General features: G+C 41.0%; 20 protein-coding genes, 1 tRNA gene and 1 pseudogene. 5 read left to right on the forward strand and 17 right to left on the reverse strand.

Features of this window, described 5'->3' with window-relative positions; all coding sequences use genetic code 11:
• The first annotated feature begins 62 nt into the window (after positions 1-62).
• Positions 63-1,643, forward strand: coding sequence for a DGQHR domain-containing protein (locus IM676_RS01560; protein WP_200988677.1), 1,581 nt, complete (start codon positions 63-65; stop codon positions 1,641-1,643).
• 14 nt (positions 1,644-1,657) lie between these two features.
• Here IM676_RS01560 and IM676_RS01565 read toward each other — a convergent pair whose 3' ends face one another.
• The 6 genes from IM676_RS01565 to argF form a co-directional block, all read right to left on the reverse strand.
• Entirely contained in the window at positions 1,658-2,131 is a 474-nt protein-coding gene (locus IM676_RS01565) for a DNA phosphorothioation-associated protein 4 (protein WP_200988678.1), read from the reverse strand.
• 160 nt (positions 2,132-2,291) lie between these two features.
• A complete protein-coding gene (locus IM676_RS01570; protein ID WP_200988679.1) occupies positions 2,292-4,358 on the reverse strand; it encodes an AAA family ATPase in 2,067 nt (688 codons plus the stop codon).
• A complete protein-coding gene (locus tag IM676_RS01575) occupies positions 4,355-4,528 on the reverse strand; it encodes a hypothetical protein (RefSeq protein WP_200988680.1) in 174 nt (57 codons plus the stop codon). Before IM676_RS01575 ends, IM676_RS01570 begins: the two co-directional genes overlap by 4 nt.
• Before the next feature lie 280 nt (positions 4,529-4,808).
• Complete coding sequence (locus IM676_RS01580; RefSeq protein ID WP_200988681.1) at positions 4,809-6,284, reverse strand: DNA phosphorothioation system restriction enzyme; 1,476 nt, start codon at positions 6,282-6,284, stop codon at positions 4,809-4,811.
• A gap of 10 nt (positions 6,285-6,294) precedes the next feature.
• Positions 6,295-6,897 carry a transcriptional repressor LexA gene (lexA, locus tag IM676_RS01585; protein WP_200988682.1) on the reverse strand — a complete coding sequence of 201 codons (603 nt, stop codon included), beginning with the start codon at positions 6,895-6,897 and terminating at the stop codon, positions 6,295-6,297.
• A 147-nt stretch (positions 6,898-7,044) separates the two neighbouring features.
• Positions 7,045-7,965, reverse strand: a complete 921-nt coding sequence (argF, locus tag IM676_RS01590; RefSeq protein WP_200988683.1) for an ornithine carbamoyltransferase — start codon at positions 7,963-7,965, stop codon at positions 7,045-7,047.
• 315 nt (positions 7,966-8,280) lie between these two features.
• Between argF and IM676_RS01595 the strand changes: the two genes are divergently transcribed.
• Positions 8,281-8,352: transfer RNA gene (locus IM676_RS01595), tRNA-Thr, on the forward strand.
• 115 nt (positions 8,353-8,467) lie between these two features.
• Positions 8,468-10,054 carry a B12-binding domain-containing radical SAM protein gene (locus IM676_RS01600; protein ID WP_200988684.1) on the forward strand — a complete coding sequence of 529 codons (1,587 nt, stop codon included), beginning with the start codon at positions 8,468-8,470 and terminating at the stop codon, positions 10,052-10,054.
• An 81-nt stretch (positions 10,055-10,135) separates the two neighbouring features.
• Here IM676_RS01600 and IM676_RS01605 read toward each other — a convergent pair whose 3' ends face one another.
• The 7 genes and pseudogenes from IM676_RS01605 to IM676_RS01635 form a co-directional block, all read right to left on the reverse strand.
• Entirely contained in the window at positions 10,136-12,196 is a 2,061-nt protein-coding gene (locus IM676_RS01605; protein ID WP_200990037.1) for a ribonuclease catalytic domain-containing protein, read from the reverse strand.
• Between the two features lie 97 nt (positions 12,197-12,293).
• The gene (gene rpsR / locus IM676_RS01610; protein ID WP_200988685.1) at positions 12,294-12,509 is read right to left on the reverse strand and encodes a 30S ribosomal protein S18; all 216 of its coding nucleotides are present in this window, start codon (positions 12,507-12,509) and stop codon (positions 12,294-12,296) included.
• A gap of 2 nt (positions 12,510-12,511) precedes the next feature.
• Positions 12,512-12,706, reverse strand: coding sequence for a 50S ribosomal protein L33 (gene rpmG, locus IM676_RS01615; RefSeq protein WP_200988686.1), 195 nt, complete (start codon positions 12,704-12,706; stop codon positions 12,512-12,514).
• A 44-nt stretch (positions 12,707-12,750) separates the two neighbouring features.
• Complete coding sequence (locus IM676_RS01620) at positions 12,751-13,308, reverse strand: RDD family protein (RefSeq protein WP_200988687.1); 558 nt, start codon at positions 13,306-13,308, stop codon at positions 12,751-12,753.
• A 377-nt stretch (positions 13,309-13,685) separates the two neighbouring features.
• Positions 13,686-17,269 (reverse strand): annotated as a pseudogene (locus IM676_RS01625) (chemotaxis protein CheB).
• Positions 17,270-17,331: 62 nt separating this feature from the next.
• Positions 17,332-18,498 carry an RNA-guided endonuclease InsQ/TnpB family protein gene (locus IM676_RS01630; RefSeq protein WP_225880490.1) on the reverse strand — a complete coding sequence of 389 codons (1,167 nt, stop codon included), beginning with the start codon at positions 18,496-18,498 and terminating at the stop codon, positions 17,332-17,334.
• The gene (locus IM676_RS01635) at positions 18,383-18,757 is read right to left on the reverse strand and encodes an IS607 family transposase (RefSeq protein ID WP_225880491.1); all 375 of its coding nucleotides are present in this window, start codon (positions 18,755-18,757) and stop codon (positions 18,383-18,385) included. Before IM676_RS01635 ends, IM676_RS01630 begins: the two co-directional genes overlap by 116 nt.
• A 170-nt stretch (positions 18,758-18,927) precedes the next feature.
• Between IM676_RS01635 and hisD the strand changes: the two genes are divergently transcribed.
• The gene (gene hisD, locus IM676_RS01640) at positions 18,928-20,208 is read left to right on the forward strand and encodes a histidinol dehydrogenase (RefSeq protein WP_200988688.1); all 1,281 of its coding nucleotides are present in this window, start codon (positions 18,928-18,930) and stop codon (positions 20,206-20,208) included.
• Here the strand turns inward: hisD and IM676_RS01645 are convergent.
• Together IM676_RS01645 and IM676_RS01650 are read right to left on the reverse strand one after the other, a co-directional pair.
• Positions 20,200-20,802: a thioredoxin family protein gene (locus IM676_RS01645; protein WP_200988689.1), complete on the reverse strand. Its 603-nt coding sequence runs from the start codon at positions 20,800-20,802 to the stop codon at positions 20,200-20,202. The two genes, hisD and IM676_RS01645, sit on opposite strands and share 9 nt — an antisense overlap.
• Positions 20,803-21,031: 229 nt before the next feature.
• Positions 21,032-21,304: a type II toxin-antitoxin system PemK/MazF family toxin gene (locus tag IM676_RS01650; protein WP_225880427.1), complete on the reverse strand. Its 273-nt coding sequence runs from the start codon at positions 21,302-21,304 to the stop codon at positions 21,032-21,034.
• Positions 21,305-21,352: 48 nt separating this feature from the next.
• On the opposite strand from IM676_RS01650, the gene IM676_RS01655 reads away from it, so the two are divergent.
• Entirely contained in the window at positions 21,353-22,378 is a 1,026-nt protein-coding gene (locus IM676_RS01655) for an IS701 family transposase (RefSeq protein ID WP_200990017.1), read from the forward strand.
• A 248-nt stretch (positions 22,379-22,626) separates the two neighbouring features.
• On the opposite strand, the gene IM676_RS01660 is transcribed toward IM676_RS01655, so the two are convergent.
• Positions 22,627-22,782: a hypothetical protein gene (locus tag IM676_RS01660; RefSeq protein ID WP_200988690.1), complete on the reverse strand. Its 156-nt coding sequence runs from the start codon at positions 22,780-22,782 to the stop codon at positions 22,627-22,629.
• Positions 22,783-22,900: 118 nt separating this feature from the next.
• Positions 22,901-25,909 carry a type ISP restriction/modification enzyme gene (locus IM676_RS01665; RefSeq protein WP_200988691.1) on the reverse strand — a complete coding sequence of 1,003 codons (3,009 nt, stop codon included), beginning with the start codon at positions 25,907-25,909 and terminating at the stop codon, positions 22,901-22,903.
• Positions 25,910-25,936 lie beyond the last annotated feature (27 nt).

A 25,936-nucleotide genomic window follows, 5' to 3' on the forward strand; every position in this document is an offset into this window, starting at 1 on the left:
CCTAATACCCAATTTTGTGGATAATTCTCTTATCCTACAACATTTAGTTTTTAAAATTTCACATGACACACTCAGATATTGCTCAGGAATACCTGGAAAGAGAACACAAGGAAAAACAGGTACTATCCTTACTAATACAAAATTTCTTAGCCAAAAAAGACCATATTTTTGTCCAAAAAACTGAGATGGGTGGTACTGAGGCTTATGTTGGTTCTGTTACCCTGGAATGGTTTGCGGGTCGTGTTCACTTCGCATCTGGTTTACCCTTACTACAGAAAAAGTACAATCCACAAACTGGTAATATAGAAATTGACGCAGACAGTATTGATGAAATTCAGCAACGTCCCCTTGACTGGTCACGACAAGCACCCCTAGTACAGTATTTAGCAGCGCGGAAAAGTCACAAATTCCCACCTGTTCTAGTGGTGATTAATCAACCCTGGGTGGATAATCCCAAAGCTCCGGAGTGGGATAGTCAGGGAATAGCTTTAAAATCTACCACTGATTTTACACCCCTGGATCAAGACGGTAAAGTTGGTCTACTGAATATTTCTGAGGATAATGTCACCATTTATGCCTTAGATGGTCAACACCGGTTGATGGGTGTGCAAGGTTTGATGGAGTTAATCAAAACCAGCAAACTTCAGCGTTATAAGAAGGATAAAACTGCTGATGATAATTTGATCACAGTCAGTGATTTGATAGAAAAGTACCAAGTCAACCTTGATGACTTACAAAGCTTACCTAAAGAAAAAATTGGTATTGAGTTCATCTGTGCGGTTGCGTCTGGGGAAACTCGCACCCAAGCTCGGCGCAGGGTGAGATCGATTTTTGTTCATGTTAACTTAATGGCTGCACCCTTAACTAAAGGTCAGTTAGCACAGCTAAATGAGGATGATGGTTTTGCGATTGTGTCCAGAAAAATCGCTGTTACTCATCCGCTTTTACAACAACGACAAGATCGCAATCCTCGCGTTAATTGGAATAGTGGGACAGTCGCATCTAATTCTACTGTTTTAACCACCCTGCAAGCTCTCCAAGATATGTGTGAGCGATATTTGGGGCAAAAGTTCCCTCACTGGAAACCTGCCGAAAAAGGCTTAATTCCTATGCGACCAGAGGATGAAGAACTTGAGCAGGGAATTCAGGAATTCCGCCAGCTATTTGATTATTTAGCAACTCTTCCCACCTATAAGCTGTTGGATGAAGAAGATACCCCTACTTTGCGACGCTTTAGCTTTGAAAAGGACGGGGGTGAGGGAAATATGCTTTTCCGTCCTGTAGCTCAAGTAGCTTTAGCTCAAGCTGTGGGAATTTTGGTTTTTCAAAAGGGTTTCTCACTGGAAGATATCTTTAAAAAGCTGCGCAAATTTGACCGACAAGGGGGATTTAGTGGTATGGAGTATCCACAATCTTTATGGTATGGTGTTTTGTACGACCCCAACAAAAAACGGGTGCAGGTTTCTGGACGGGAATTAGCAGCCAAGTTACTTATTTATATTTTGGGTGGAATTCAGCAGCAGATGGAACGTGCTGAACTGCGCAGGGCTTTGGCTGATGCGAGAACTGTGGAAAATAAAACTATAGGCTTTGATGGTAAGTTGGTTGAACCTAAGCAAGTAGGATTACCAATTATTTTATAATTGGATGTTTATCATCAAGAAAGAAATTTGCTTAAATCAAATTCCTCTTCTTCTTCTCCATCATTGGTTCTTTCATAAGTTAAAAATAATAAAATACGCTCTGTATAATCCACTGCTCCCCGTAACTCTTGTTCTAATATCTCCAGTCCCCCGTTAGCATATTCTTCAAAAATATGGTTACGTTGCTTCTCATATTCTTCTTCATGGGGAGATATTAGTTTAATATCCTGAGTTTCAGTGACTCCTAATAATTTAATCACTATGTCGGTTCCCACTGAGGCAAAATATTCTAACCTAATAGGTGATGGTTCCCTTTTGGAAATTTCCCCCAAGGGTACACGTTTTTTATGCTTCGCCCCCAAAGCTGCTGCAAATACGATGACATCAGCAAAGGTGGAAAATGGTCCGGTTCCCCCGTCTGCAGATGTTAAATCCTTAACTAACTGAGCTTTATCTTTAGCAACCCTGATTCTACCAGTTTCAACCATTATCCGTAAAATCACTATTTTATACTAAGACCCCTAGCGATCGCCCTTGTGCAATTTTTTGTTTTTGCGACTGCGGGAACCGTACAATCGCGCTGAGAACACTGCAATTAGTTTAAGTCTGAAACTAATTCTTGCTCAACTGCAAGGTAAGTTTAGGTAGTTAACGAACTACTTCGATAATTTCAGTATACTCAAACTCATTGGGGCTTTGTTTCACCAAAGAATATCTTTCCTTCCCTAACTGAATATACTCATGTTCACAATTTGGTTTAGAAGAATAATAATTCAGCACATATTCTTTACCAATGAGTTCCGTCATTTCCTCTTCCACCTCACCGCGCCATTGAGTCTTAGTTACTAACACAATTAATTGATTAGCTAATTTAGGAATTTTCGCCGCTATACGTCTACGTGAGGTTTCATCCAAACTACCAAAGGGCGAATCCATGACTATGGGGAAAGTGCTACTATCAGGAAGCATCATCATTTTACGATTTTGACTCCATTGTCTCACCTTATCTATGATACTAGTAATAAAAGATAAACTGAGAATTTGGTTTTCCCCTGTGGAAGATGCAACTAGTGCTTCTATACCCGCAGTATGTTCTACTAATGTTAATTCATATTTTTCGCTAATTTTGGGAATATATGGTTTGACTGAAAGCTGATTGAATATCTCTTGTACTCGCTTTTCTAATTGGAGACGAAATTGTTTTTCTTGACGATTTTTGACTTCTGTTAAGCGTTTAATAGCATCTTGAGTAGCATCAATGCGACGCTGGGCTAATCTTTGTTTTTCTTGATTCAGTTTCTGTTTAGATATTTGTTTAGCTAACCCATCAAGTTCTGTTGTTAATTGGATAATTTTCTGCTGATTTGCACCCTGTTCTCTATTTAATTCATCACCATTACTTTCTATTTTGTCTAAACGTTTTTGTAAGCTGCTAATTTCTTCGTTCGTATCTTTTCTGAGTTGATCTTGAATGTTATCTAGTTCATTCTCTACTTGGGATATGGTCTCCCTTAAATGTTTAATTCTGCCTTGTTCCTGATCAATTTCTTGCCAAAAAGCTGCGGCTTGTTTATCAATTTCATCTACTTGAACAGCCATACGAATCGCTGTTTCTTCTACTAGTGAAGAACCTGCTTTATCTAGCCAAGTTTGAATATGTTGATAATGAGCAGTACCAATGCTTAGTTCAGCACCACAAATACAGCGTTGGGATTTTAATAACTCATTGACAAATTCTCGGGAAATACCGGATTTTAACTTACCTTGCTGTTTTAAATCATCAATAATTGTCCGAAATTGAGATGTAGTATTTGAAAGCAGGACTGTATAACCCCGTGCGGAAATTACTTTTTTTAGTGTTTCTTTGTTTTTCTTAAATGCTTCCTTATTTTCTGCTTTCTGTAATTCTAGCTTTTTCCATCTGTCTTGCAATTCTTTAGCAGCAACCAGTTCTAGCAAGCGGTTACTTGTCTCTTTTTTCAAGGTTTGTTGATATTCTAATTCTTTTTTAATTTCTGTTTGTCGGTTAGTAATACGTTCAGTCTCTTGTTCTATCTTCTCTTGCTGTTTTAACAGCTGTTTTATTTCTGCATTACCAATAGTTTTTAGTTCATTCTCCAAACTTTTTTTAGCTTCTCCTAGGTGTCTAATGGAACGGTTAATCACCTCGACACCCAAGAAGATTTTAGTCGCTTCGGCAATTTCCGCTTTTTTATCACATCGTACTATTTCTTCTATGCGTTCACCGTCAAAGAAAAAATATTGATGTAAACTGGCGGGTAAAATCTGATTAATGATATCATCGGGCTGTTGGTTGGGGATATACCATTGACCATCATCCTCACATACCCACATCCGTAACTCAGTTTTACTCGACTCAAAGTCAATATCATTTTTATAAACCCGACAGGAACGTTTGACTCGATAGCGTTTACCTTCATGTTCCCAGGCCACTTCTACCCAACATTCCACAGCTTGACCTTTTTGAGCTTCGGCTATTGAGCGTTTATTAACTAGTTGTTCTGTGGAAGCAAAAGCAGCAGTAAATTTTTCATATAAAACCCAAGTAAACGCATTTAGTAAACTTGTCTTTCCAGAACCATTATTTCCATGAATAATTGTGGTGTTACGATGATCTCCTACCGCCAGCAGTATTTCTGGTGTTGTACCATAAAAGGAGCGAAAGTTGCATAGTTTAATTGAAGTCAGCTTCATCGCACCTCTTCCTTGACAATATCCAATATCTCTTCATTTATATGGCTATTGCTTTTCTTATCTAGTCTCCCTTTTTCTAACTTCCATACTCGCTCAATAATTTGTCGCACTTCTGGCGGTGCGCTGGTAATTGGTTCCTGCACATCCTCTATATTTGACTCTGGACTCATTTCAAGTTTTCAATAGGTTTTTTATATTCTACCTACCTGATGATATTTATATTTTTGTCCTGGGAATTGATGGGGGAAAAGTTGACTTTCCCAATCGTCTCTGGTAAGATTAGGTTAGATTTTTATCATAATGGGATGTTTGTAAAATTTTTATTTTAGCTCATACCCGATTATATTTAACCCTAATATCATCTTCTCACATTACGCCCCATTTATTCCCTAACTTATAAAAAAAATTTACATAAAATTTACATTTTTTTGGTGTTGTATGTAGAAGTGCTCAAATATCTAATAAACCATAACGCTTTTGTAAATGGAGTAACTGCATTCTGGCTTCACCGGCGTTATCAGCTAAATCTGCAAACTCTACTAAGCGGCGTAATTCTTTCTTTAAAAGATTGCGTTCTACTTCTATAGTTTCCCGATCTAAATCAGGTGGTAAAACAATCATATCGAAGATAGTGGCGCGTTGTTTGCCAATGTGAGGACGTAAAACTCGCCCCCGACGCTGAATAAACTGGCGAGGATTTCCGGAACTGGATAAAATCACCGCAGTTTGAATGGCGGGAATATCAACCCCTTCATCTAAACAACGAATTGCGACTAAACCCTGTAATTCCCCACTTTCAAATTGACGGCGTAAAATTTCTCTTTGTTTTAAGGAAGTATGTGCAGTGTAAGTGCTGACTCTATAACCTAACTCTACACCTAGAATTTTGGCAACAGCTTTGAGTTGATGTAAGGATGAACGCTGTCCAGTTGTTTGGGAACCATCGCTACAATAAAAAAGAGTGTGAGTAGTTTCCCTGCGAGTACTCATTAATTCTCGTAAAGCTGTTAATTTATTTGACGCTGTACCAATTAACCGGGCCCGTTGCATTAATAATGGCTTTAAATCTTCTTGGTCTTCCCAGTTTTGCACCTTGCTATTTTCCCGTTCTCGATATAATAGCGATCGCCCGATCTTTTTTGTCAGTTTCAAATAAGCTAGACTTTCCGCGTCTGTTAACTCCACCAGTAGGGGATAATATAAATAATGTACCAAAGCCCCTTGAGCGATCGCATCCTTGAGGGTAAATTCTGGTTGAAGAACCGGACCAAAATAATCAAATAACGATTGTGTACCATAATCGTCAAAATACCTTTCTGGTGTAGCAGATAAAGCCAGACGTAACCCTACACGGCGCGGTAAATTTTCCTCTAATCTTGGTGCGCCTAAATTATGGGCTTCATCCCCAATAATTAGAGTTTTTGGGGGGAAATATTTGAGTTCTGATTGGAAACCATCAGTAATTAATGTAGAGTTGGTAGTAATCACAGTCATAAATTTTTGGGAACCGGACCGCAGATTATACAGTTGGGTAGACAGTTGACTTTGCCAAGTGCGTAAGTTCTCGAAAGCTAAAATAGGGTGTAAGTTAAACTTTTCACATTCTCTGGCCCATTGGGTGACAAGATGACGATAAGGACAGACCACCAGCAACACTTGTAAATTAATCTGCTGATAGAGTTCACAAGCGATCGCTAATGCTGTAATAGTTTTGCCACTACCAGTAGCCATTTTCAGTGTACCTCTGCCATTATTGGCAAACCAACTATTGATAGCCTGGCGTTGATATTGCCGTAACTGCAAAGATAGAGGTAAGATAGGGCATCCTGGCAATAGTCTACCAGTTTGATAATTTGCTTTACCTTCCCTAACAGATGGAACTTGCAGACGGAAACTAGGTAGATGCTGTACTAAATAATTAGTCATTAGTCCCGATTTAATAAACTCGCCACACCGCAACCAGAGAACCCTGGACTTCTACTTGGGTAGCGAGGATCTCAATAGGTTGATAGTTAGGATTAGCAGGTTTGAGAGTTACCATATCATCCAGGCGATAAAAACGCTTTAAAGTAGTCCCGTATCCATCAACCCTAGCAGCGACGATGGTACCATTTTTCAACTGATCTGGTTGTAATACTGGATGGAGAAATACTAAATCTCCATCAGCAATTAAATCATCAATCATACTATCACCAGCGACCCGTAAACCGTAGGTATCGGGGGGTAAAGCCATATGAGAAAAGTCTAAATAATCTATGGAATCAGTAAAAGGTTCTATGAAACCACCAGCAGCAATTGTGCCTAAAATAGGGATACCTTGCTTGTGAGGGTGTAAAACCCGCATCGTTCTGGCCTTACCTTCTTTCCATTCTATATATCCTTTAGTCCGTAAATAGTCCAAACGACTTTGAATTGGTGCGGGTGATTTCAGCTTCATTGCTACCATCATTTGCCGAATTGAAGGAGAATGCTGGTGAACTCGGATATATTCTACTAACCAGTCATATAATTCCTGTTGAGCTTCTGTGAGAGGTTCCATAAATTTATGGGAAACTAAATACAAATGTCTTTAGAACACTTGTACTATAGAATATTGCAGATCACAAGGTGTGTGCTCAGTGATTTCGGACTCTAAAGGCAAAAGAAAGATGATGATCTTGACTTTTGCCTGACTGCAAATAAATATTTACTTGGCACCTAAGAGACTAGCAAGCAAGGCTTTTTGAGCGTGTAAGCGATTTTCCGCCTGTTCCCAAACTCGTGATTGAGAACCTTCCAGAACGGCTTCGGTAATTTCTTCTCCACGATGGGCTGGTAAGCAGTGTAAAACAATTGCCTCTGGGTCAGCAAGACTTAATAACTCTTCTGAAATTTGGTAAGGTTGAAAAATGGGGAAGCGATGATCTGCTTCTGTTTCTTGCCCCATACTTGCCCAAACATCAGTATAAAGTACAGCAGATTCTTTGGCGGCTAATTCCGGGTCATGAGTGAGCATAACTTCAGTTTTACCCGCTGCAATGGCTCGTGCTTGTTCTACAATCCCTAAATCAGGTTCATATCCTTTGGGTGTGGCAACTCTCACATTCATTCCAGCCAAAGCGCAACCCAGCATCAGAGAATTAGCAACGTTATTGCCATCCCCTACATAGGTTAAAGTTAACCCATGAATATCACCAAATGATTCTTGAATTGTCAGTAAATCTGCTAGTATTTGACAAGGATGTTCTAAGTCTGTGAGAGCGTTAATTACAGGAATTTTAGCATAATTGGCGAAAGTTTCCAAATCCTGCTGTGCAAAAGTGCGAATCGCCAAAATATCTAAATATCGGTCTAATACCCGTGCGGTATCTTGCAGAGGCTCCCCGCGACTAACTTGAGTGACATTAGGGTTAAGATCAATGACCTGTCCACCTAATTGATACATTGCTACAGTAAAACTGACTCGCGTACGAGTTGAAGCTTTAGAGAATAACAAACCTAAGACCTGATGACAATGCAACTTCAACTTTTGTGATTTTAGTTGGGTTGCTAGTTGCAGTATTTCTTGAAGTTCCTGGGGACTGAGGTCCGCTAGGCTTAATAAATCTCGTCCTATCAACGCTGTCATGCTTCCGATTTATAAAGAACAATAAGTCTGTTACTTGACCTAGCTGGGTAAGAAAAAGTACAGATGTAAAACTGTAGCCAAATTTTTTTGCATTCAGCCCAGTATTGGAATTTAGTTTCTGCTATGTATATTAATTTATCAACTTTAGCGGTCATTCAAATGACTATTTTTTCCGGTTGCTGGGGCGATCGCTCAACCACTCAACCCATGTCGTGAGCAACGACATCAAGATTTTTTTGCCCTTGACTGTAGACAATCTAAATATATATGATATGATTAAAAATCGGTTGGGTTTTGAAAAACATCCCCATATTTGCCAGCATAGCACAGTGGTAGTGCATCCGACTTGTAATCGGAAGGTCGTCGGTTCAAATCCGACTGCTGGCTTTAATAATTAATCTGGAGACAGAAGATTACAAACAGCTCCGGTTTTAACCCTAGGGAATTGATCTGATTTACGTTAGAGTTGGGATAACCATCACAGTGTGAGGATTAATACTATATGCGAATCTTACTGGTATATCCAATATTTCCCAAAACCTTTTGGTCATACGAAAAAATCTTGGCATTAGTTGATCGCAAAGTTTTATTACCACCTTTGGGTTTAGTCACGGTGGCGGCAATTTTACCGCAGGAATGGGAGTTTAAGCTAGTTGATCGCAATATTCGCCCGGTGACAGAAGCAGAATGGGATTGGGCGGATTTAGTAATTTTCTCGGCTATGATTGTCCAAAAGCAAGATTTATTAGGGCAAATTCAAGAAGCAAAACAACGTGGTAAGTTAGTGGCTGTGGGTGGTCCTTATCCCACTTCTGTACCCCACGAAGTGCAAAATGTCGGCGCTGATTTTCTGATTCTCGATGAAGGGGAAATCACCCTACCCATGTTTATTGATGCTATTCAACGGGGTGAAACTTCTGGGGTTTTCCGCGCTACAGAAAAGCCAGATGTCACCACTACGCCCATCCCGCGGTTTGATTTACTAGAATTGGATGCCTACGATATGATGTCGGTGCAGTTTTCCCGTGGGTGTCCCTTCCAGTGCGAATTCTGTGACATTATTGTACTCTATGGCCGCAAACCCCGCACGAAAACCCCAGCCCAACTATTAGCAGAGTTGGATTACCTCTATAGATTGGGGTGGCGACGGGGTGTGTTTATGGTAGATGATAACTTTATCGGTAATAAGCGCAATGTGAAATTATTACTCAAAGAGTTGAAAGTCTGGATGGCTGAACATCAGTATCCCTTCCGCTTTGACACTGAGGCTTCTGTGGATTTGGCACAAGATCCAGAAATGCTGGAGTTGATGGTGGAGTCTGGTTTCTCGGCGGTGTTCTTGGGGATTGAAACCCCAGATGAGGATAGTCTGCAATTAACTAAGAAGTTTCAAAATACCCGCAGTTCCCTAGCTGATGCTGTGCAAACTATTATTAAGGCTGGATTGCGCCCTATGGCTGGGTTTATTATCGGCTTTGATGGCGAAAAAGCCGGCGCAGGCGATCGCATTGTCAGATTTGCGGAACAGGCGGCAATTCCTTCCACCACCTTCGCAATGTTACAAGCGCTACCCAATACAGCATTGTGGCATCGTCTCACAAAAGAAGGACGACTACGGGAAAATCAAGATGGTAACATCAACCAAACCACATTAATGAATTTCATCCCTACCCGTCCTCTGGAAGATATTGCCAGGGAATATATTGAGGCATTTTGTACTTTATATGACCCGATTAAATACTTAGACCGGACTTATCGCTGTTTCTTGATGATGGGTGTACCCAAGTGGAAAGCCCCCAGTAAAATGCCAGAATGGGTAGTTGTGAAAGCGCTACTCATTGTCATTTGGCGACAAGGGATTAAACGGGAAACTCGTTGGAAATTCTGGCATCATTTATTTAGTATCCTCAAACGTAATCCGGGAGTTTTAGAACACTATATCTCCGCGTGTGCCCACAACGAGCATTTTCTAGAGTATCGCCAAATTGTCCGCGACCAGATAGAAAGTCAGTTGGCGGTCTATTTAGCACAAGGGAAAGAGGAACCTTATGTATTAGTAGAGAAAAAAGCCCAGGCCGTGGCTAGTTAGGAGATATCTCCCCAGGTAATGTAGAGAGTCACCATAGCCAGTCTCTACATTACCGAGCATTTTCCCCAGGACTCACACAAGTTAATTTGATGCTGACTGACTTTCTTGATAGATGATTTCTTGAAACTGAATCATATCTTTTTGCGGGTCGGCGTGAGCAACTTTGACTAACAGCTGTTCACCTAAGGCGATGGAACGTTTAAAGAACATGGGGAACTGTAAGCCCAAATCCTCTAACAAAATCAGTCCTAAATTGCTGTCTTCTCGTAGCCACATTAACACTGTCACATCCCACACTTTATCTGGATGACGGCGCAAATATTCTAAAGCCCAATATCTATTAGTTTGTCGTTCTACCATTGTCACTTCTTGGGTGGTAGATGTGACTATCATCATTACTTCTTTGAGTTGTTCGGCGGAAAAAGGCGGAACTTCACCGCGTAAATGGGCTTTGAGTTGAAAGTGAGTCAATAAGTCACTGTAGCGCCGGATGGGAGAGGTTGCTTGAGTGTAGGTATTTAAACCCAAACCAGCATGACGTACAGGGGTAATACTCATTTCACTTTTGGGCATACAGCGGCGCATGGCGCAGGCGCGGACAAACCCGGCGGGGAGTAAGAGTAGTTCCTCCTCTGGAGGTAATTCCGGTTGTGGTTGACCACGAAATGGCAAAGGTATATTATTAACCTGACCGTAATGAGCGGCTACTTCACCAGCCAAAATCATCATTTCTGCTACTAACTGCCGGGATGAGGAATCATCTAAAATATCAATGTCAATCTGATCATTTTTGACTTTGATCATAGCCTCGGGCATACTGATGCTGATGGCTCCTTGATTATACCGCCAAGATTTGCGCCGTTTTGCCCAGTTGGCGATCGCCTCTATTTCTGGTTCTGCTTGCACACCCAATTCTAGCATTTCATCTACATCTTGGTAGGTGAGGCGATAAGTGGGTTTAATCAAGCTAGGGTGAATAGTATAATCTTTTACTGCCCCTGTTTCATCTAGTACCACCCCAAAGCTCAAAGCGCAGCACATTTTCCCTTGTACCAAGCTCATGGGGCCAGTTGCCAATAATTCCGGGAACATAGGAATCATACCCGTGGGCAAATAAACCGTACTTCCCCGTTTTCTGGCTTCCAGGTCTAATTCATCTTCCGGCGCTAACCACCGGGTGGGGTCAGCAATATGTACCCACAATCGTTCCCGCCCTTCTGAAAGTAACTCCCAACTTAAACCATCGTCTATTTCCGTCGTGCTTTCGTCGTCGATTGTATATACTTTTAAACTAGACAAATCTAGGCGATTTGTATCTAAGTCGGTGGGGGGGAAATCTAAACGTTGTTGCGCCACTTCTAATACCTTACTAGGAAACTGAACCGGAATTGCGGAACGGCGCACAAACAGGTTTTCATGAGCACCCCACCAACCTAAATCTATTAATAATTGCAAGGCTCCTGGGGGGTTAGCGGTACGACCCAGCATATTCATTGTTTCCAACACTGGGGCGGGCGGAGGATATGAGCGGGCTAGGTTGTCATAATTTACTCCTAACCGCACAACATCCGCCAGCAGAGATGCGTATTTTTCCAGTGCTTCTAATCGCTGGCGGTCATGACGTTGCCAATCTACTGTTTCTCCCCGGAGAGCTTGCTCTACACGAGCCAAAAATTCCTGTTGTCCCCTGGCTTTGAGTTCCTTAACTTCGATCTGGTGTTTAAGTTCTGCGACCTGAAGGGCTGTTCTTGGTTCATAAACCTCTCCTTTTTGCTTGAAATACAGTTTATCTTCTGATAACAAACAATGGGCGGCATAACAAGCAGCTGGTTCTGATTCGGAAAACAGCAGATTGGCCATTTGGGTAGGTGTAACTGTTTCCCCATCTTCTACCAGTAATTCCCAAGCTACTTCCAAACTAGAGGGATCTATGTAAGGTTGAACTTGCCCTTGAAAACTCTCTATATCCGAGGAATTATAGGTTTGTCCGTTAACTATATAACTAATTTGTCTTGGGGCGAGGCTGTGGGACTGACCACGTTCGTCGATCACAAACCAACGGGTTTTACCGTCTGGGCGCTCTACCACACCCAAACGGCGATCGCCTTGAAACCTAAATTCAACTAGCGTACCCTTCTCCACAACTCTCGCTATTTTTTGGTGAACATTTTTAATAGTTTCAAGTTCTGAGTTAGGAGTTTTGATTCTTGACTCATCACTCATAACTCATGACTTATTTTTAACCTTCTGCATTGACAAATGGCAATAAAGCCACAATCCGCGCCCGTTTAATTGCCACTGTCAAGTCTCGCTGTTGCTTACAGGTTAGCCCTGTAATCCGACGTGGTAATATTTTACCGCGTTCGGTAATAAACTTGCGCAACAAATCAACATCTTTATAATCGATTGGTTCTCCTGGCTTAATGGGAGACAGGCGACGACGATAATAACTCATCTTTACTTAATTTCCTTATGAACAGTATGTTTGTTACAATGGGTACAGAACTTTTTCAGTTCTAACCGGTTAGTCGTGTTGCGACGGTTCTTGGTGCTAGTATATCTGGAAACACCTGCCGACCGCTTATCTGGGTTACTACGACACTCAGTACATTCGAGTGTAACTATTATGCGGGCACCTTTACTCTTAGCCATAATCTTAACAAACAGTCAAGCCTGAAGAGAATTAACACAAATTACTATCTTATCACACTTCGGCGCATTTTCTCAGCTAATCGCTTAATTTTAATATCTAAGGAGTAGCCGCGGCGGGAAGAAACTATCACAGTTCCCCCATAGCGATCATGGAGAGCTTGCTGCATCTGATTGTCAGATAAAGCGGCCCCACAGTCAATTGCTAAGGGAAGTAATAGTAGTATAGCTGTGGGATTAGCTATGATATTACTCAGGGCAATGGACACCAAAAGCGCACCAGTGCCGATTATAGCTTCTCTCTGTAGGAGCGATCGCATGGTAGGAACTCTACCGGTAATTTCTCCATTGCTAACTTCTAGTACTTTCAGGTCAAAAGCCCAACGCCCTAAACTTTGTCCTTGATTGTTGTAAACTACTACCACCCGCAAAATTACCCAGAAGCAGACAAAAACGAGAATTTGCAGTACCTGGATACCAACTTGACCGCTTCCCAATATGGAACTAACTAACCAGACTCCCAAGAAATCCAACCCCAAGGACATTCCTCGCCGGACAAGATCAGCTTGAGGATAGTGTATTTGGGGGACTCGTTCTATAGTCATATCAAAATATAGTGGGAGCGTGAGAACCCCTACGCTTTAGCGAGGGGATGAAACGTGACTCAACAGGATTTATCCTGTCGGGTCCTTAACACAAAAAGCTTTGACAGGCATTTACAAAGCATTTTTGTGTAGTTAAAATAGAACAAGCATCCATAAATATGGTGAAAAACCCAAAAGATGCCACTTAAGTAGCCACACAGCTAAGTATAACCTTAGCCAAGGTGGGTAGGGGAGTTTTGACAGTCCCAAAACAATATAATTTATTTAATAGATTAAGTAAATCATATTGTAAACGTTGCGTAGCATGGCTTGGGCCTGCGTAGCAACATCAGTTTAGAATCCCCTGTGTTTCAACCAGGGGAAATGTCAAAGTCATATCATCTCCGAGCTAAGGTAGCGACTATAGATAATAATTGATCCGGTGGAATGGGTTTAGCGGCGTGCATCTGATATCCTGCCGCTAAAGCTTCTGTATGGTCTACATCTTCAGCATAGGCGGTGAGCGCGGCGGCGGGAATTTCCCCCCCGGCTTCAGGACTCAACTCCCTCACCTGACGAATTAAAGCATAACCATCCTCTTCTGGTAAACCGATGTCAGATAGGAGTACATCATACCCACCGGGGTTTGCCTTCAGTGTTGATAGAGCTGCTTTTGCTGATTCTACTCCCGTCATCTCAACTCCATACTCTTCTAGCACTATTTTAAATAACTCCCGTATATCTGCTTGATCATCTACCATTAGTACCCGCAAACCTTCTAGATGTGGGAAGTTATTAATTGGCATTTGGGCTACATCTGCAACAGACCCCGAGTCTGTAGGTGTGGGCAAAGATTGACGTTGCTGGTCATCTAACAGAGGTAGCCTGACAGTAAAAGTTGCTCCTTGACCTTCACCCTGACTCTGGGCTTCAATAGTCCCGCCGTGGAGTTCTACCAAATAGCGGACAATGGCCAGACCCAGTCCCAATCCTTGGTTAGAGCGGCTTCTGCTCCCATCTGCTTGACGGAATCGGTCAAAGATGTAGGGCAGAAAATCAGCACTAATGCCTTGACCCGTATCACTCACTTGAATCTGAGCTGCAAAATCACTGTAATCTAGTGTGATGGTAATCCTGCCCCCCACTGGGGTAAATTTAATAGCGTTAGAGAGTAAATTCCAAAAGACCTGCTGTAAGCGAGTGGGATCACCCAGCATACTCCTAGGTGGAGGGGCTAGCCTGGATTCAATGGCAATCTTTTTGGCTTCTGCTGAGAAATGGACAACCTCAAGAGCAGATTCAATCACGGAAACTAGATTCAGCGGTTGGGTATCCATCCGCAACCTACCTGCACTAATGCGGGAGATGTCTAACAAATCCGTAATCAGATGGGCTTGGGCTTGGGCGCTGCGTTCAATGGCTACCAAGCCCTGATCAATTTTAGCTTGATCAAGTTCCTTTTTCTGTAATAGCTTGGCCCAACCCAGCATAGAATTGAGTGGGTTGCGCAGTTCGTGGGAGAGAATTGATAAAAACTCATCTTTGGCACGGTTGGCTGCTTCCGCCGCATTGCGAGCTGACTGTTCTTGCGCCAAAAGTCGTGTGCGTTCTGCTTCCAATTGCTTTTGCTCAGTGATATCCTCAATCACTAAGAGAATCATTTCCCGATTATCTAGTAGTTTCATTTTCCGGCCATTGAGCCGCATGATTTTCTTGCCAATGTTCTCAAAGTTGTGTTCAACTTCCAGACCTTGAAACTGGTTCTCATAGGGAAGTATTGCTTCTAAAAGCGATCGCAACTGGGGAATATCCCACTATCGTTAGTGACTTGGGTGGACTCAATATTACGCCGTTGCAGTTCCTCATTAATGGTATTTAGTTCTTCATTGGTGGCTTGAATTTCCTCCTTAGCCGTTTCTAATTCCTCATTGGTGCTTTGTAATTCTTCGTTGCTAGAAATAATTTCTTCGTTAGCGGCTCGTAAATCTTGATTAGTGGCTTGCTGCTCCTCAATAATTGATTGCAAATACTCTTTATTGGCGCTTAACTCCTGTTGGAGTCGGTTAATCTCCTGCTCTTGATTGTTGGGCTTGCCTCGCCTAGACTGTCCAGGAGCCTTAACTATCTGTGAAACAGCTGTTGAAGAGGTTATATCTGTAAATAAAACTAAAAAGTACCATTCTCTAGCCGCAGCTGGTTTAAATGGTACAACATCAATTCTTATCTGCTTGACTTGCTGATTATCTGTAAGTATACCTGACTTATTCACGGGTACCTGTCGGTTTTTGGCTTGATGAATAGCGGTGCGTAATTCTAACCGTAATTCGTCTTTCGCCATCTTGATTAAGTTAAAATTGGGTCTACCTGGTGGAGGTTGCAGATAAGGACTGGTGTATCCCCGGAATTGCAAAATTTCCCAATCTTCGTTAATAATCACACCCACAGGAGCGTATTCATTTAAGACAATCCGGTCAGCTGCTTTGTATAATTCTATGTCATTCCATGCGTCTGAACTCACTGCTGGCTGGGTGTTGGGAGTTTCTAAAGGATAGTTGTTTCTGATCAGATCAATGCCCAATGGATTCGGAGTGATTTTTCGGGAGTATATCTTATACTTTCTATCAACCAAACCAAACAAATGGGTGAACTCACCTACTGTTTCCGATGTGCCTAACATCAGAAAACCATTGGAATTCAAACCGTAGTGGAAAATAGGCAGCAACTTTTTTTGTACGGCGCCACCCAAATAAATTAGCACATTCCGACAGGTAATTAAATCCAACCGGGAAAATGGGGGGTCGCTAATGAGGTTGTGTCTGGCAAAAACACACACTTCCCGCACTGGCTTACTAATTTGATAACCGCCCTCCACCGGTATAAAGAAACGCTGTAGGCGTTCTGGTGAAATATCTACTACTTGATTTTTTTTATAAATACCGTTGCGAGCTTTTTCAATTACTGATTCATTTACATCAGTGGCAAAAATCTGGATAGAAATATTAATTACCTTATTACTTAAAAACTCTAGCAAGCAGATAGCAATAGAGTAAGCCTCTTCACCTGTAGAACAACCTGCTACCCAAATGCGGATGGGTGAGTTTGGGGTTCTATCTTTAGTAATAATGGGAAAAACTTCGGTTTTTAAGGCTTCAAAGGCTTCAGGATCACGGAAGAAACTAGTAACAGTGATTAGTATATCTTGATATAAAGCGTTAACTTCTGCGGGGTTCTGTTGGAGATAACAGACGTAATCTTCTAGCCTATCTAATTTATATAAAAGCATCCGCCGCATGATGCGCCGCTTTAAGGTTGTTTTCTTGTAATGGCTAAAGTCCACTTTTGTCGCATTTAGCAGCAGAGTGAAGATGGTGGACAGGGCATCTCCGGTTTCATGTATTGTATTATCTATGGCTTTGACTGAGGTGGGATGATTAACGTAAGGATGACGACTGATATTGGCTAATTCTTCGGCAATTTGTCTTGGTGTCAAAATAAAATCCACATATCCAGAAGCCACAGCTGTATTCGGCATGGTATTCACTTTTGCCGATTCTTCACACTGAGCAAAAGTGATTCCACCCGCTGCTTTGATGGTTTCTGACCCCTGTGTGCCGTCGCAGTCACCCCCGGACAATACAACGCCAATGGCTTTGTTACCCCGGTCTTCTGCTAGGGAAATAAAGAAAGTATCAACTGTCATGGAAAATCCATGAGTCTTGGCTCGCGGACTTAGTTTCAGCACCCCCTGATTAATGGTCATCATGGCGTTAGGTGGAATAACATACACATGATTTGGTTCTACAATCATGCCATCCAATACTTCTAGCACAGGCATTTGGGTGGCGCGAGAAAGAATTTCCGTCAATAAACTTTTTTGATGGGGACTCAGATGCTGAACCAAAACGAAGGCCATACCGGTATCAGTAGGTAAATGGCTCAGTAATTCCCGGAATGCCTCCAATCCTCCCGCAGAAGCACCCATCCCCACAATGGGAAATAATTCGGTTTGGCTAACCTGTTCCGATACTTTTTTGCTAATATTCACTAACAAATACACTCTTTAAGAGAGGGCGTATCAACCAATGCACGTAGGAAAATCCCTCGCGCACCATTTATATCCCGGCTCATTACCAGCCCGTCAGATGGAGACTTAACGAATTTAGCACCACCAAGGTTGGGGATGATTTCACCAGTCCAACTGACTGTTTTTGATGTGTACGCTTCGTTCACATCCATCACCACTTTATTAGTCTCAAAAGCCTTGTGCTTGAGAAACTGCTTAAATCGGTAGTGAGAGAGTGTTAACATTTGACGCACTGACTTTGACCTAATTCTTCGTTTCGCCTTCTGAGACATTTGGGATGTTTCAAAGGTTGGCAGTAAAATAATGTCAAAGTTATCAACCAAAAATCGAGCAGTTTTCTTGTGCAATTCGTCTACAAGGTTTTTGATTTTACCCCGCAGTCTACTGGCGGCAAGTTTCATCCTTCTTCTTTGTTTGCACTTGGCTTTAGTGAATTTAGAAATTAACTTATCCAAACGAAAACACAGCTTTTGTATTTGCAAATTAGCAGATGTGCCAATTTCACCAAAACTAGATTCAGAAAAGAAGGTGATAAATGTTCTGATACCGGGGTCAAGTGCTACAACACGTCCTTGGTTATCGGACTTCTGTTGTAGCACGTCCTCTGGAACTGTCAAATAGTAATCACGGTAGGCAAATACTAAACGACAGTCGCCAAAGCTTTGTGGTAAGGCTTCTTTGAAGGTTACCTTACCTAATATAGTATGGTAAATCCCCAAGTCTTTTACGGCAGATTTGGGAATGTAGCAAGATTGTACAGTGTCTTTTCTTGACCTAAATCTAATCTTGCTAACACCACCACCGGTTTTAAACTTTTTCTTGGCATTGCTGATAGACTTACAAGCATCTTTGATGGCGATTGATTTAATTTGATAAGGGACTGATTTACTCCATTCTGGTAGTCCGTTCAATATGTCAGTCTTAATCGCTTTCCAGTTAGCTTTGATGCTAGTGTCTTGCAGCAGTTTGACGGTGGTGTTGTAAACAAACCTGGACACACCAAACCACTGTTTAACGATCTGCTTCTGCTCGGTTGTGAGGAAGATCCGGATCTTCCTTGATTTTTTTACTGTACTTCCTGAGTCCGTGCATCCGACAAGAGAAGACGTGGAGGATGGAGAGAAGATCCGAGGTAAGTTCTGACTCTGGGGAATGTACAGTGTTGTCGAGAACCACGATTCGTCCACCGTTTTGCTTGACCATGTACTCAATAAGCTCGAATCCAAACCTTGCGAGTCTGTCACGACAGGCAACAACAAGCGTGAGCTTATCTGGGCGCATAAGTCTGTCCAGTAAGGTTTGCAGTCCTTTTCTTTTAAAGTTGATTCCACTGCCGATATCTTTGATGATTTCGGCATTTGGGTAGAGTGATTGTATATAGGCGATTTGTCTACCAAGGTCGTCTGGTTGCTAGTTATCCTGGTTCTACTCTAGCTAAAACTAACTCACGAATGTAAACATCTGCTCAAAGCTAGAAAGTCATGGTTATGCAGTCCGGCAAGATTTAAGTAAAATTAAATTACGGCAAAACCCGCATTCATCCAGAGATATAGTCTATGCAGCTACTTAAAACAACCGATACAGATTTTTCCGTTAGATTTAAAGCACTGGTGAGCGATCGCCGGGAAGCAACGGTTGATGTTAGTGGTACAGTTAAAAATATTCTCGCTGATGTGAAAGTGCGCGGCGATGCGGCAGTTCAAGAATATACCAGCCGCTTTGATCATTATACTCCCCCATCCTTGCATTTAAGCGCCGATTTTATCTCGGAGCAAGCAGCACAATGTCCGCAAAATGTCAAGGAATCTCTCCAACTAGCAGCCGACAGAATCGGGTCTTTTCACCAAAAACAACTCCCCCAAAATATTGGTTACACCGACACAGCAGGAGTCAAACTAGGATTAAATTGGGTTTCCCTCTCCCAGGTGGGTATCTATGTCCCCGGAGGACGAGCCAGTTATCCGAGTTCTGTACTGATGAATGCCCTACCTGCTAAAATAGCCGGTGTGGATAGGATTGTCATGGCAGTACCTATGCCAGGGGGTGCGATTAACCCGGCAGTACTCGCAGCAGCCCAAATTGCCGGGGTGACGGAAATTTATAGTATAGGGGGAGCCCAGGCGATCGCCGCTTTAGCCTATGGTACAGAAACTATTACCCCTGTAGATAAAATTGTCGGTCCGGGTAACGCCTATGTTGCCGAAGCCAAACGGCAGGTATTTGGAACTGTGGGTATTGACAGTGTAGCTGGACCATCGGAAATTTTGGTGGTAGCAGATAGCCAAAATAACCCAGAATGGATAGCTTGGGATTTACTTTCCCAAGCAGAACACGACCCCAGCGCCCAGTCAATTTTAATTACTGATTCTGCCCAGTTTGCCGAAAATGTGATACAATCCATTGAGCAAATTCTTACCCATCTCCCTACCAAAGAAGTAGCAACCGCCAGTTGGCAAAAACATGGCGCGGTGATTTTAGTAGAAGACCTCACCGAGAGTATACCAATATTAAATCAGTTAGCTCCCGAACACGTGGAACTGTGCATAGATAACCCCCAAGGATTTGCTGATCAGATTAAATCTGCGGGGAGTATGTTTTTAGGACGTTACACCCCAGAAGCCATTGGGGATTACCTAGGCGGACCTAACCACGTACTTCCCACCGCCCGGTCAGCCCGTTTTGCCTCCGGTTTGAGTGTCTATGACTTTCTCAAGCGAATTACCTATTTAGAGTGTAATCAAGAAGCACTGCAAAAAATAGGTAAGGCCGCTGTAACTCTAGCAGAAACTGAAGGTTTACCAGCCCATGGGGGTAGCGTATCTATCCGCCTACAGTGAGCCTGAGTTAATTACCTGACTCCCATGACTGCGGGGGTCATCTTGATTATTCACCGGTGCTACTGGGGCGCGAAATTGGGACACCTCCCCGCTAGTTTGCCCATAGGGTAAAGATGACCCGGTAACTAAGGCTTCTAAGTTACTGGCCATGACTGTACGGGGTTGATCTCCAATGCTTTGGGCGATGGTTTCCCCATCTGCACCTAAAAAGACAAAGTGGGGAATACCATCTACTCGATATTTGAGCATCTCTGGGAGCCACTTGTTATTATCTACATTCAACATGACAAAGTTTACTTTGTCGCCATATTGTTGTTTGAGTTGGGCAACATCAGGAGCCATTTTTTGGCAGACAGTACACCAGTTAGCGTAAAATTCGACTATTGAGGGTTTACCGTTGCTGGTAGCCATTTCTAAGGGAGTTGATGCTTTATCTAGGTCTGCTAAAGAAACGGAGGTTGTCTGGGTTTTCAATCCCAATATTAAGGCTACACTCAGGGCGATCGCTACTATGGCAATTAAGAAGTTTCTCACCCTGGTTCCGGAGGTGGTTTGAGGCTGAGAAGTAGAATTAATAGGGGATTCTGTAGTCATGGTCAATTTATTAACAGTTATTAACTATTGTGATTTTTATATTGGAAAGTATCAAGTATTTGTATTTGACTTGTATTAACGTGAGTTCGATGGAACTAAAAAATGGCAGGAGGTAGAGCAGGCAAATATTTTGGGTAGATGTCATAGTTATGTAGAGGCTTTGCTTCAAGAATTATTACATCAAATTCAGCAAAATCACAAAGTGAGACGGGAATAATTTGACTATCTGCTACTGCAACCCTAAATGTAACTTCATAGCATCATTGACCAAATCTATCAACTCTTGACTTAAATACCCTACCACATCTCCTAAAATGCGCTGTTTAGAAATTGTCCGAATTTGTTGCGCTTGCACCTTAGAAGGTTTAGATAAACCCGAATCTTCTGGATTTAATAAAACCTCAAAAGGATATATACGACTGGTATTAGATGTAATGGGTAAAATCGTTACCGTAGTAGAAGCATTATTATTAGTAGGAGTTACGCATTGACAGAATAACAAAATAGTGAATTGATAAATATAGGTCGTCTACTTGCTAGGTATCAGACAATTAGAAAAATCACGAAACCATCCACAGCGCAATGCAATCTAGACCTATACACCTTATTTTTACTGTCAGAGCCAAAGTTTGGGGGGTGCAGTAGGTTAGCAGAGATATTAGGAGACGTTTCACATGATAGTGTGAATCGCTTTTTATTGAGAGAGCGATATGAACCGAAAGATTTATTCAACATTATAGAAAAAGTTATTAACTTGGTAGGAGGAATACTAAGTGTAGATGATACAGTGATAGAAAAGATTTACAGCGACCCCAAAAATGCTGAATTAATCGGTTATTTTTGGTCAGGTAAAGCCCATAAAACAATTATTGGCTTAAATTTAATCACTCTATATTACAGTGATATTCATGGTAATTCAGTGCCAATAAATTACAGAATATATGATAAAAAGGAGGGAAAAACAAAAAACGATTATTTTAGAGAAATGGTAAGTGAAATAATAAGCTGGGGAGTCAAACCCAGAATTGTAACAGGTGATAGTTGGTATTCAGGAGTAGAAAATTTGAAATTCCTAAAAAACCAGAAATTGGGTTTTCTCTTCGGAATTGAAAAAAATAGAACTGTTTCAAATGAGCCACACAAGTATTGTCAAGTAAGCACTCTGGCTATTCCCGAAGAAGGATTAAGGACTCATCTGAAAGAATTTGGATTTATAAAGTTGTTTAGGAAAGACTTTAAAAAAGAAGACTCTAGACACTATATTTTGTATCTTCCAGATGAGGAAAGAATCGAGGATATAACTAGAAATGAATTTATGACAATTCATGATACTCATTGGGGAATTGAAACCTTTCATCGAGCCATAAAACAAGTATGTGGAATTTGTCGGTTCATGGTTAGGGATACTCATGCAATTAAGACTCACATCTTTTGTTCACTTCAAGCTTTTGTTAAGTTGGAGTTTATGCGCTCTGAAAAAATAATTAGCAATTGGTATGAAATACAACGGAATCTGTTTACTTTAGTTGTACGTGAGCATATTTTTGCTAATCTTAATAGCGATCGCATGATCTAGATATCATAGATCATATTTTTTGTCAATGCGTAAGTCCTATTTTCAATAAACTGCAATAAAGAGGATGGTAAAGAAATGGAAATTTTTTCAGATTGCATAATATTACCAAATGGTAATTTTATCTTTACTACTTTAGAGTAGCATAAATCGAATGATACTGTTGACGGTTAACGGTTGACTGTTAACTTTTAACCAGTTCATAACTGATTTATAGGGGCTTCACTTGTATGTATTCTCCTAAAACCTAATTATGGTTGGGGGATGATTGCATCTGTACTGAGGCGATCGCCTTTAATATCGCCCTGCGCAGATGGTGGGATGAGGTTTGACCCCACCCCCAACCCATCCCCTTGTAAGGGGATGGGGGTATAGAGAATGGCGACACATTCTGTTAAGATGATCACATAGATGATTTTCTAGTCAGATTTATCTGACTTTAGCTATTAGACGGGGGTTTCTAACCCCCGGTTCCCCGTGTAGTATCAAACGGAATTTTTCAACCCAGGGCGATCGCCTGTCTCCCTAGCTATCAGACATCTGATTAACTATATTCATGGTTTCTACACTGACTCTACACACGCGCATTAATAAATCTATTACCTGTTGTTTATAGTCTGCAAACCGGTAAGTGTTGAACTTTTCCGCAATAGTGGGGTCTTTGGGTTTCTTCTCCTTATATTGATCTAAAATCCACTCCAAGGCGCAACGATTGCCTAGCATATATTCCCATGCTATACTAGGTATACCTTGTAATGTGGTGACATCATCTAAGATAATACTTCCTTTGGTTTTATCAACCTTTAACTTTGGCTTGGGTGTGCTTTGGTTACCCTTTAAAGGAATATCAACCCGACTGAGTTTGTAGGGTGTGACGGTTTCATAGTTAATATGTAAATCCATGAGTTGTTTACCCCAGTCTACCCATTGGCGAAAGTTATCATATAAAGGTAACCGGGGAAAGTCCCGTTTTAAATTGAGTTCGTATTTTTGGCGGTACTCTGGGTTATGTAGCACCCCATAGGTGTAGTGAAAGATATCTATTTTAGTAATTGTTGTGTCTTGGTAATGGGTGTGAATTTGTTCTAGTCCCCAGTCGGTGATGTTATCTGTGCGCTTTCCTTCCTTGTCGTAGCTGTACAGGGGGAGACATTGAGTTTTTTCAATTGTATCTAATCCAATTATTAAATTAGAACTAAGACAGTGAAAATATTTACTTGAACCAATACCGGAGAAAGCTATATATTTATTTTCTAAGTCATTACTATTATGAATAGTAAACCATTGATATGTTCTACCATTAAAATGCTTATCGAAATATAAATTCTGTTTATAAAATGGTCTATATAAACTTGTTATTATGCTAATTTTGTCAAATTTTTTCTGTATTTTTCGTTGAAAGTAAGTTCTTAAATCATCGTCCCATTTTATTTCTTGAGACAGTTCTGCTTCTGGTGATTTTTCAAATTGACTTTGATAAATTTTTACAAACCATTTCATCTTAGCTATTAAATTTTTCACAGATAAATCATAAACCCACTCATCTCGTTGAGTTGCTACACCCCTAGAGAACAACTTAAATACAGCTTCTTGTGCTTTACCTGCTTTCACACCCTTATCAACCACAGGTAAAAGACTATCAAAATCATTATCAGTTTGATTTATCCAGTTATACTTTTTATCCGGTGTAATATGTTCAAAAGGAATTTGATTAAACTTGGTATTAGATAAAAATCCTAACTTCTCACCTGCTGTTTCAAATTCTGGACGACGAAGATAAAATATTTGACATCTATTAAAATCACTATCTGGTTTTTTCACCATGAAGATAATAGCTACACCAGTTTGAATCCCAAAAACATTATGTGTAGTTCCTGAAAGTTTAGGATTTTTCCTGACATCCCCATGTAAATCTATAACGTAAATGTAATTAAAATCATCACTGACAGACTTTCTAAACCCGTCAAATGTGATACTATCAATAAAAGAACTATTACAAATAAAAGCAATAATCCCATTATTACCCAACCTATCAGACGCCCATCTAATAAACCGGGTATACATATCATAGAGGACAATATTATTTTGAGCTTGACTATATTTAACGTAAGTTCCCTTAATTAACCTATCTATGGCATCATAACCCCGATTAGCATTATCATCATTAAAATTCTCCTGTTTAGCATTATAAGGAGGATTGCCAATAATCACCGAAATAGTTCGGTCATTCTGTCTTTTAATCCTCGCTGTATTCTCCACACTCATCGCAAACAGATCCATCTGCTTACCCACAAACAGGGTATTATCTAAAGTATCCACAAAACAGATATTCTCAAACTCCTCATACACCCCCATCTTCTGCTTATAGGTGTACTCAATATTCAAATTGGCAATATAATAAGGTAAAATCGCCACCTCATTACAGTGGATCTCATGCTTATACTTGTACTCTAAGCAATGAGCAGGTAAATAATCAATCAACTCAGTCACAAAGGTTCCCGTACCCGTCGCTGGGTCTAAAATCTCTACATCCCTATCAGCTAACAACTTTCCAAAATGTTTATGTACTAAAAAGTCGGTGCTTTCAATCATAAACCGGACAATCTCGTTAGGAGTATAGACAATTCCCAACCTATCCGCTGCTTTGGGGTTATAAGCTTTATAAAAGTTCTCATACAAAGACTTGAGAAATCTCTGTTTTTCCTGATGATTAGCAATATTAGCCGCAGTGCGCCGAATGACTGCATAATACCTTTCAATACTCCCTAAAGCATTACGCTTTACACTTCCAGTAAAGAAGGTAGCAATTACCCCTTGTAACTCCCGCGCGACATTGTTTTCTGTGTGAAACTGAGACTCGTTAAAAATATTGAGAAAAATATCCTCTGTGAGGATGTGCTGAATCATCATTTCCCGAATATCAATTAAACTGATTTCTGGGTTAATGGACTCCTGACAGATTGACCAAAACTTATTCCTTGCTGCTTCAAATTTACTGTTAGTTTCCCCTTGACTATCAATCAAATCTCTGAGATAATCTAAGATGTTGGGTAAATCTTGCCTAAAACTATCTATAGCTGACCGAAAATCTCTAACTTCCGGTCTGACATAATTAATAAAGTTGGTAATTAGTGTATCTAGAGCTTCAGTATCTTTCATCGATACCCGCTGGGTTTCTGTGGCGTTTTGAATTAAAACCGCAGTTTGGGAATCTTCAAAGAGAATATTACTACTAGGATAACCTTTATTTAACTTTTTGTCTATTTCTTCATCTAAGTTATCATATTGGTCTTTACTTTCCCAGTAACCCCAATCTAAACGCAAGGCATCTTTAACGGTGCCATCGGGATAAACTAGTTTACCATTGGGTAATTTAAAATCCAATTCGGGAATTAGTAGAAAGTCCCTAGGTTTGCAATATTCATTCAAGAGGTTTTGAAAAGCCACGCGAATAGAAGTTTCTTTACGGGAACCGCCAAACTGGATAATTTTGGCTACTTCTGCTTGGTACTGACTAATCAAAAGTCTGGACATGGGGAAAATCAGGGATATAGAAGGGGA

The sequence above is a fragment of the Anabaenopsis elenkinii CCIBt3563 genome (genome assembly GCF_015245355.1).
Taxonomy (GTDB): Bacteria; Cyanobacteriota; Cyanobacteriia; order Cyanobacteriales; family Nostocaceae; genus Anabaenopsis; species Anabaenopsis elenkinii.

Excerpts from the sequence above, each read along its gene's own strand:
- IM676_RS01575 (WP_200988680.1), bottom strand. The coding sequence starts at position 4,528 with ATGAGTCCAGAGTCAAATATAGAGGATGTGCAGGAACCAATTACCAGC.
- IM676_RS01665 (WP_200988691.1), bottom strand. The coding sequence starts at position 25,909 with ATGTCCAGACTTTTGATTAGTCAGTACCAAGCAGAAGTAGCCAAAATT.
- lexA (WP_200988682.1), bottom strand. The coding sequence starts at position 6,897 with ATGGAACCTCTCACAGAAGCTCAACAGGAATTATATGACTGGTTAGTA.
- IM676_RS01560 (WP_200988677.1), top strand. The coding sequence starts at position 63 with ATGACACACTCAGATATTGCTCAGGAATACCTGGAAAGAGAACACAAG.
- IM676_RS01580 (WP_200988681.1), bottom strand. The coding sequence starts at position 6,284 with ATGACTAATTATTTAGTACAGCATCTACCTAGTTTCCGTCTGCAAGTT.
- rpsR (WP_200988685.1), bottom strand. The coding sequence starts at position 12,509 with ATGAGTTATTATCGTCGTCGCCTGTCTCCCATTAAGCCAGGAGAACCA.
- rpmG (WP_200988686.1), bottom strand. The coding sequence starts at position 12,706 with ATGGCTAAGAGTAAAGGTGCCCGCATAATAGTTACACTCGAATGTACT.
- IM676_RS01565 (WP_200988678.1), bottom strand. The coding sequence starts at position 2,131 with ATGGTTGAAACTGGTAGAATCAGGGTTGCTAAAGATAAAGCTCAGTTA.
- IM676_RS01645 (WP_200988689.1), bottom strand. The coding sequence starts at position 20,802 with ATGACTACAGAATCCCCTATTAATTCTACTTCTCAGCCTCAAACCACC.
- IM676_RS01570 (WP_200988679.1), bottom strand. The coding sequence starts at position 4,358 with ATGAAGCTGACTTCAATTAAACTATGCAACTTTCGCTCCTTTTATGGT.
- argF (WP_200988683.1), bottom strand. The coding sequence starts at position 7,965 with ATGACAGCGTTGATAGGACGAGATTTATTAAGCCTAGCGGACCTCAGT.
- hisD (WP_200988688.1), top strand. The coding sequence starts at position 18,928 with ATGCAGCTACTTAAAACAACCGATACAGATTTTTCCGTTAGATTTAAA.
- IM676_RS01620 (WP_200988687.1), bottom strand. The coding sequence starts at position 13,308 with ATGACTATAGAACGAGTCCCCCAAATACACTATCCTCAAGCTGATCTT.
- IM676_RS01600 (WP_200988684.1), top strand. The coding sequence starts at position 8,468 with ATGCGAATCTTACTGGTATATCCAATATTTCCCAAAACCTTTTGGTCA.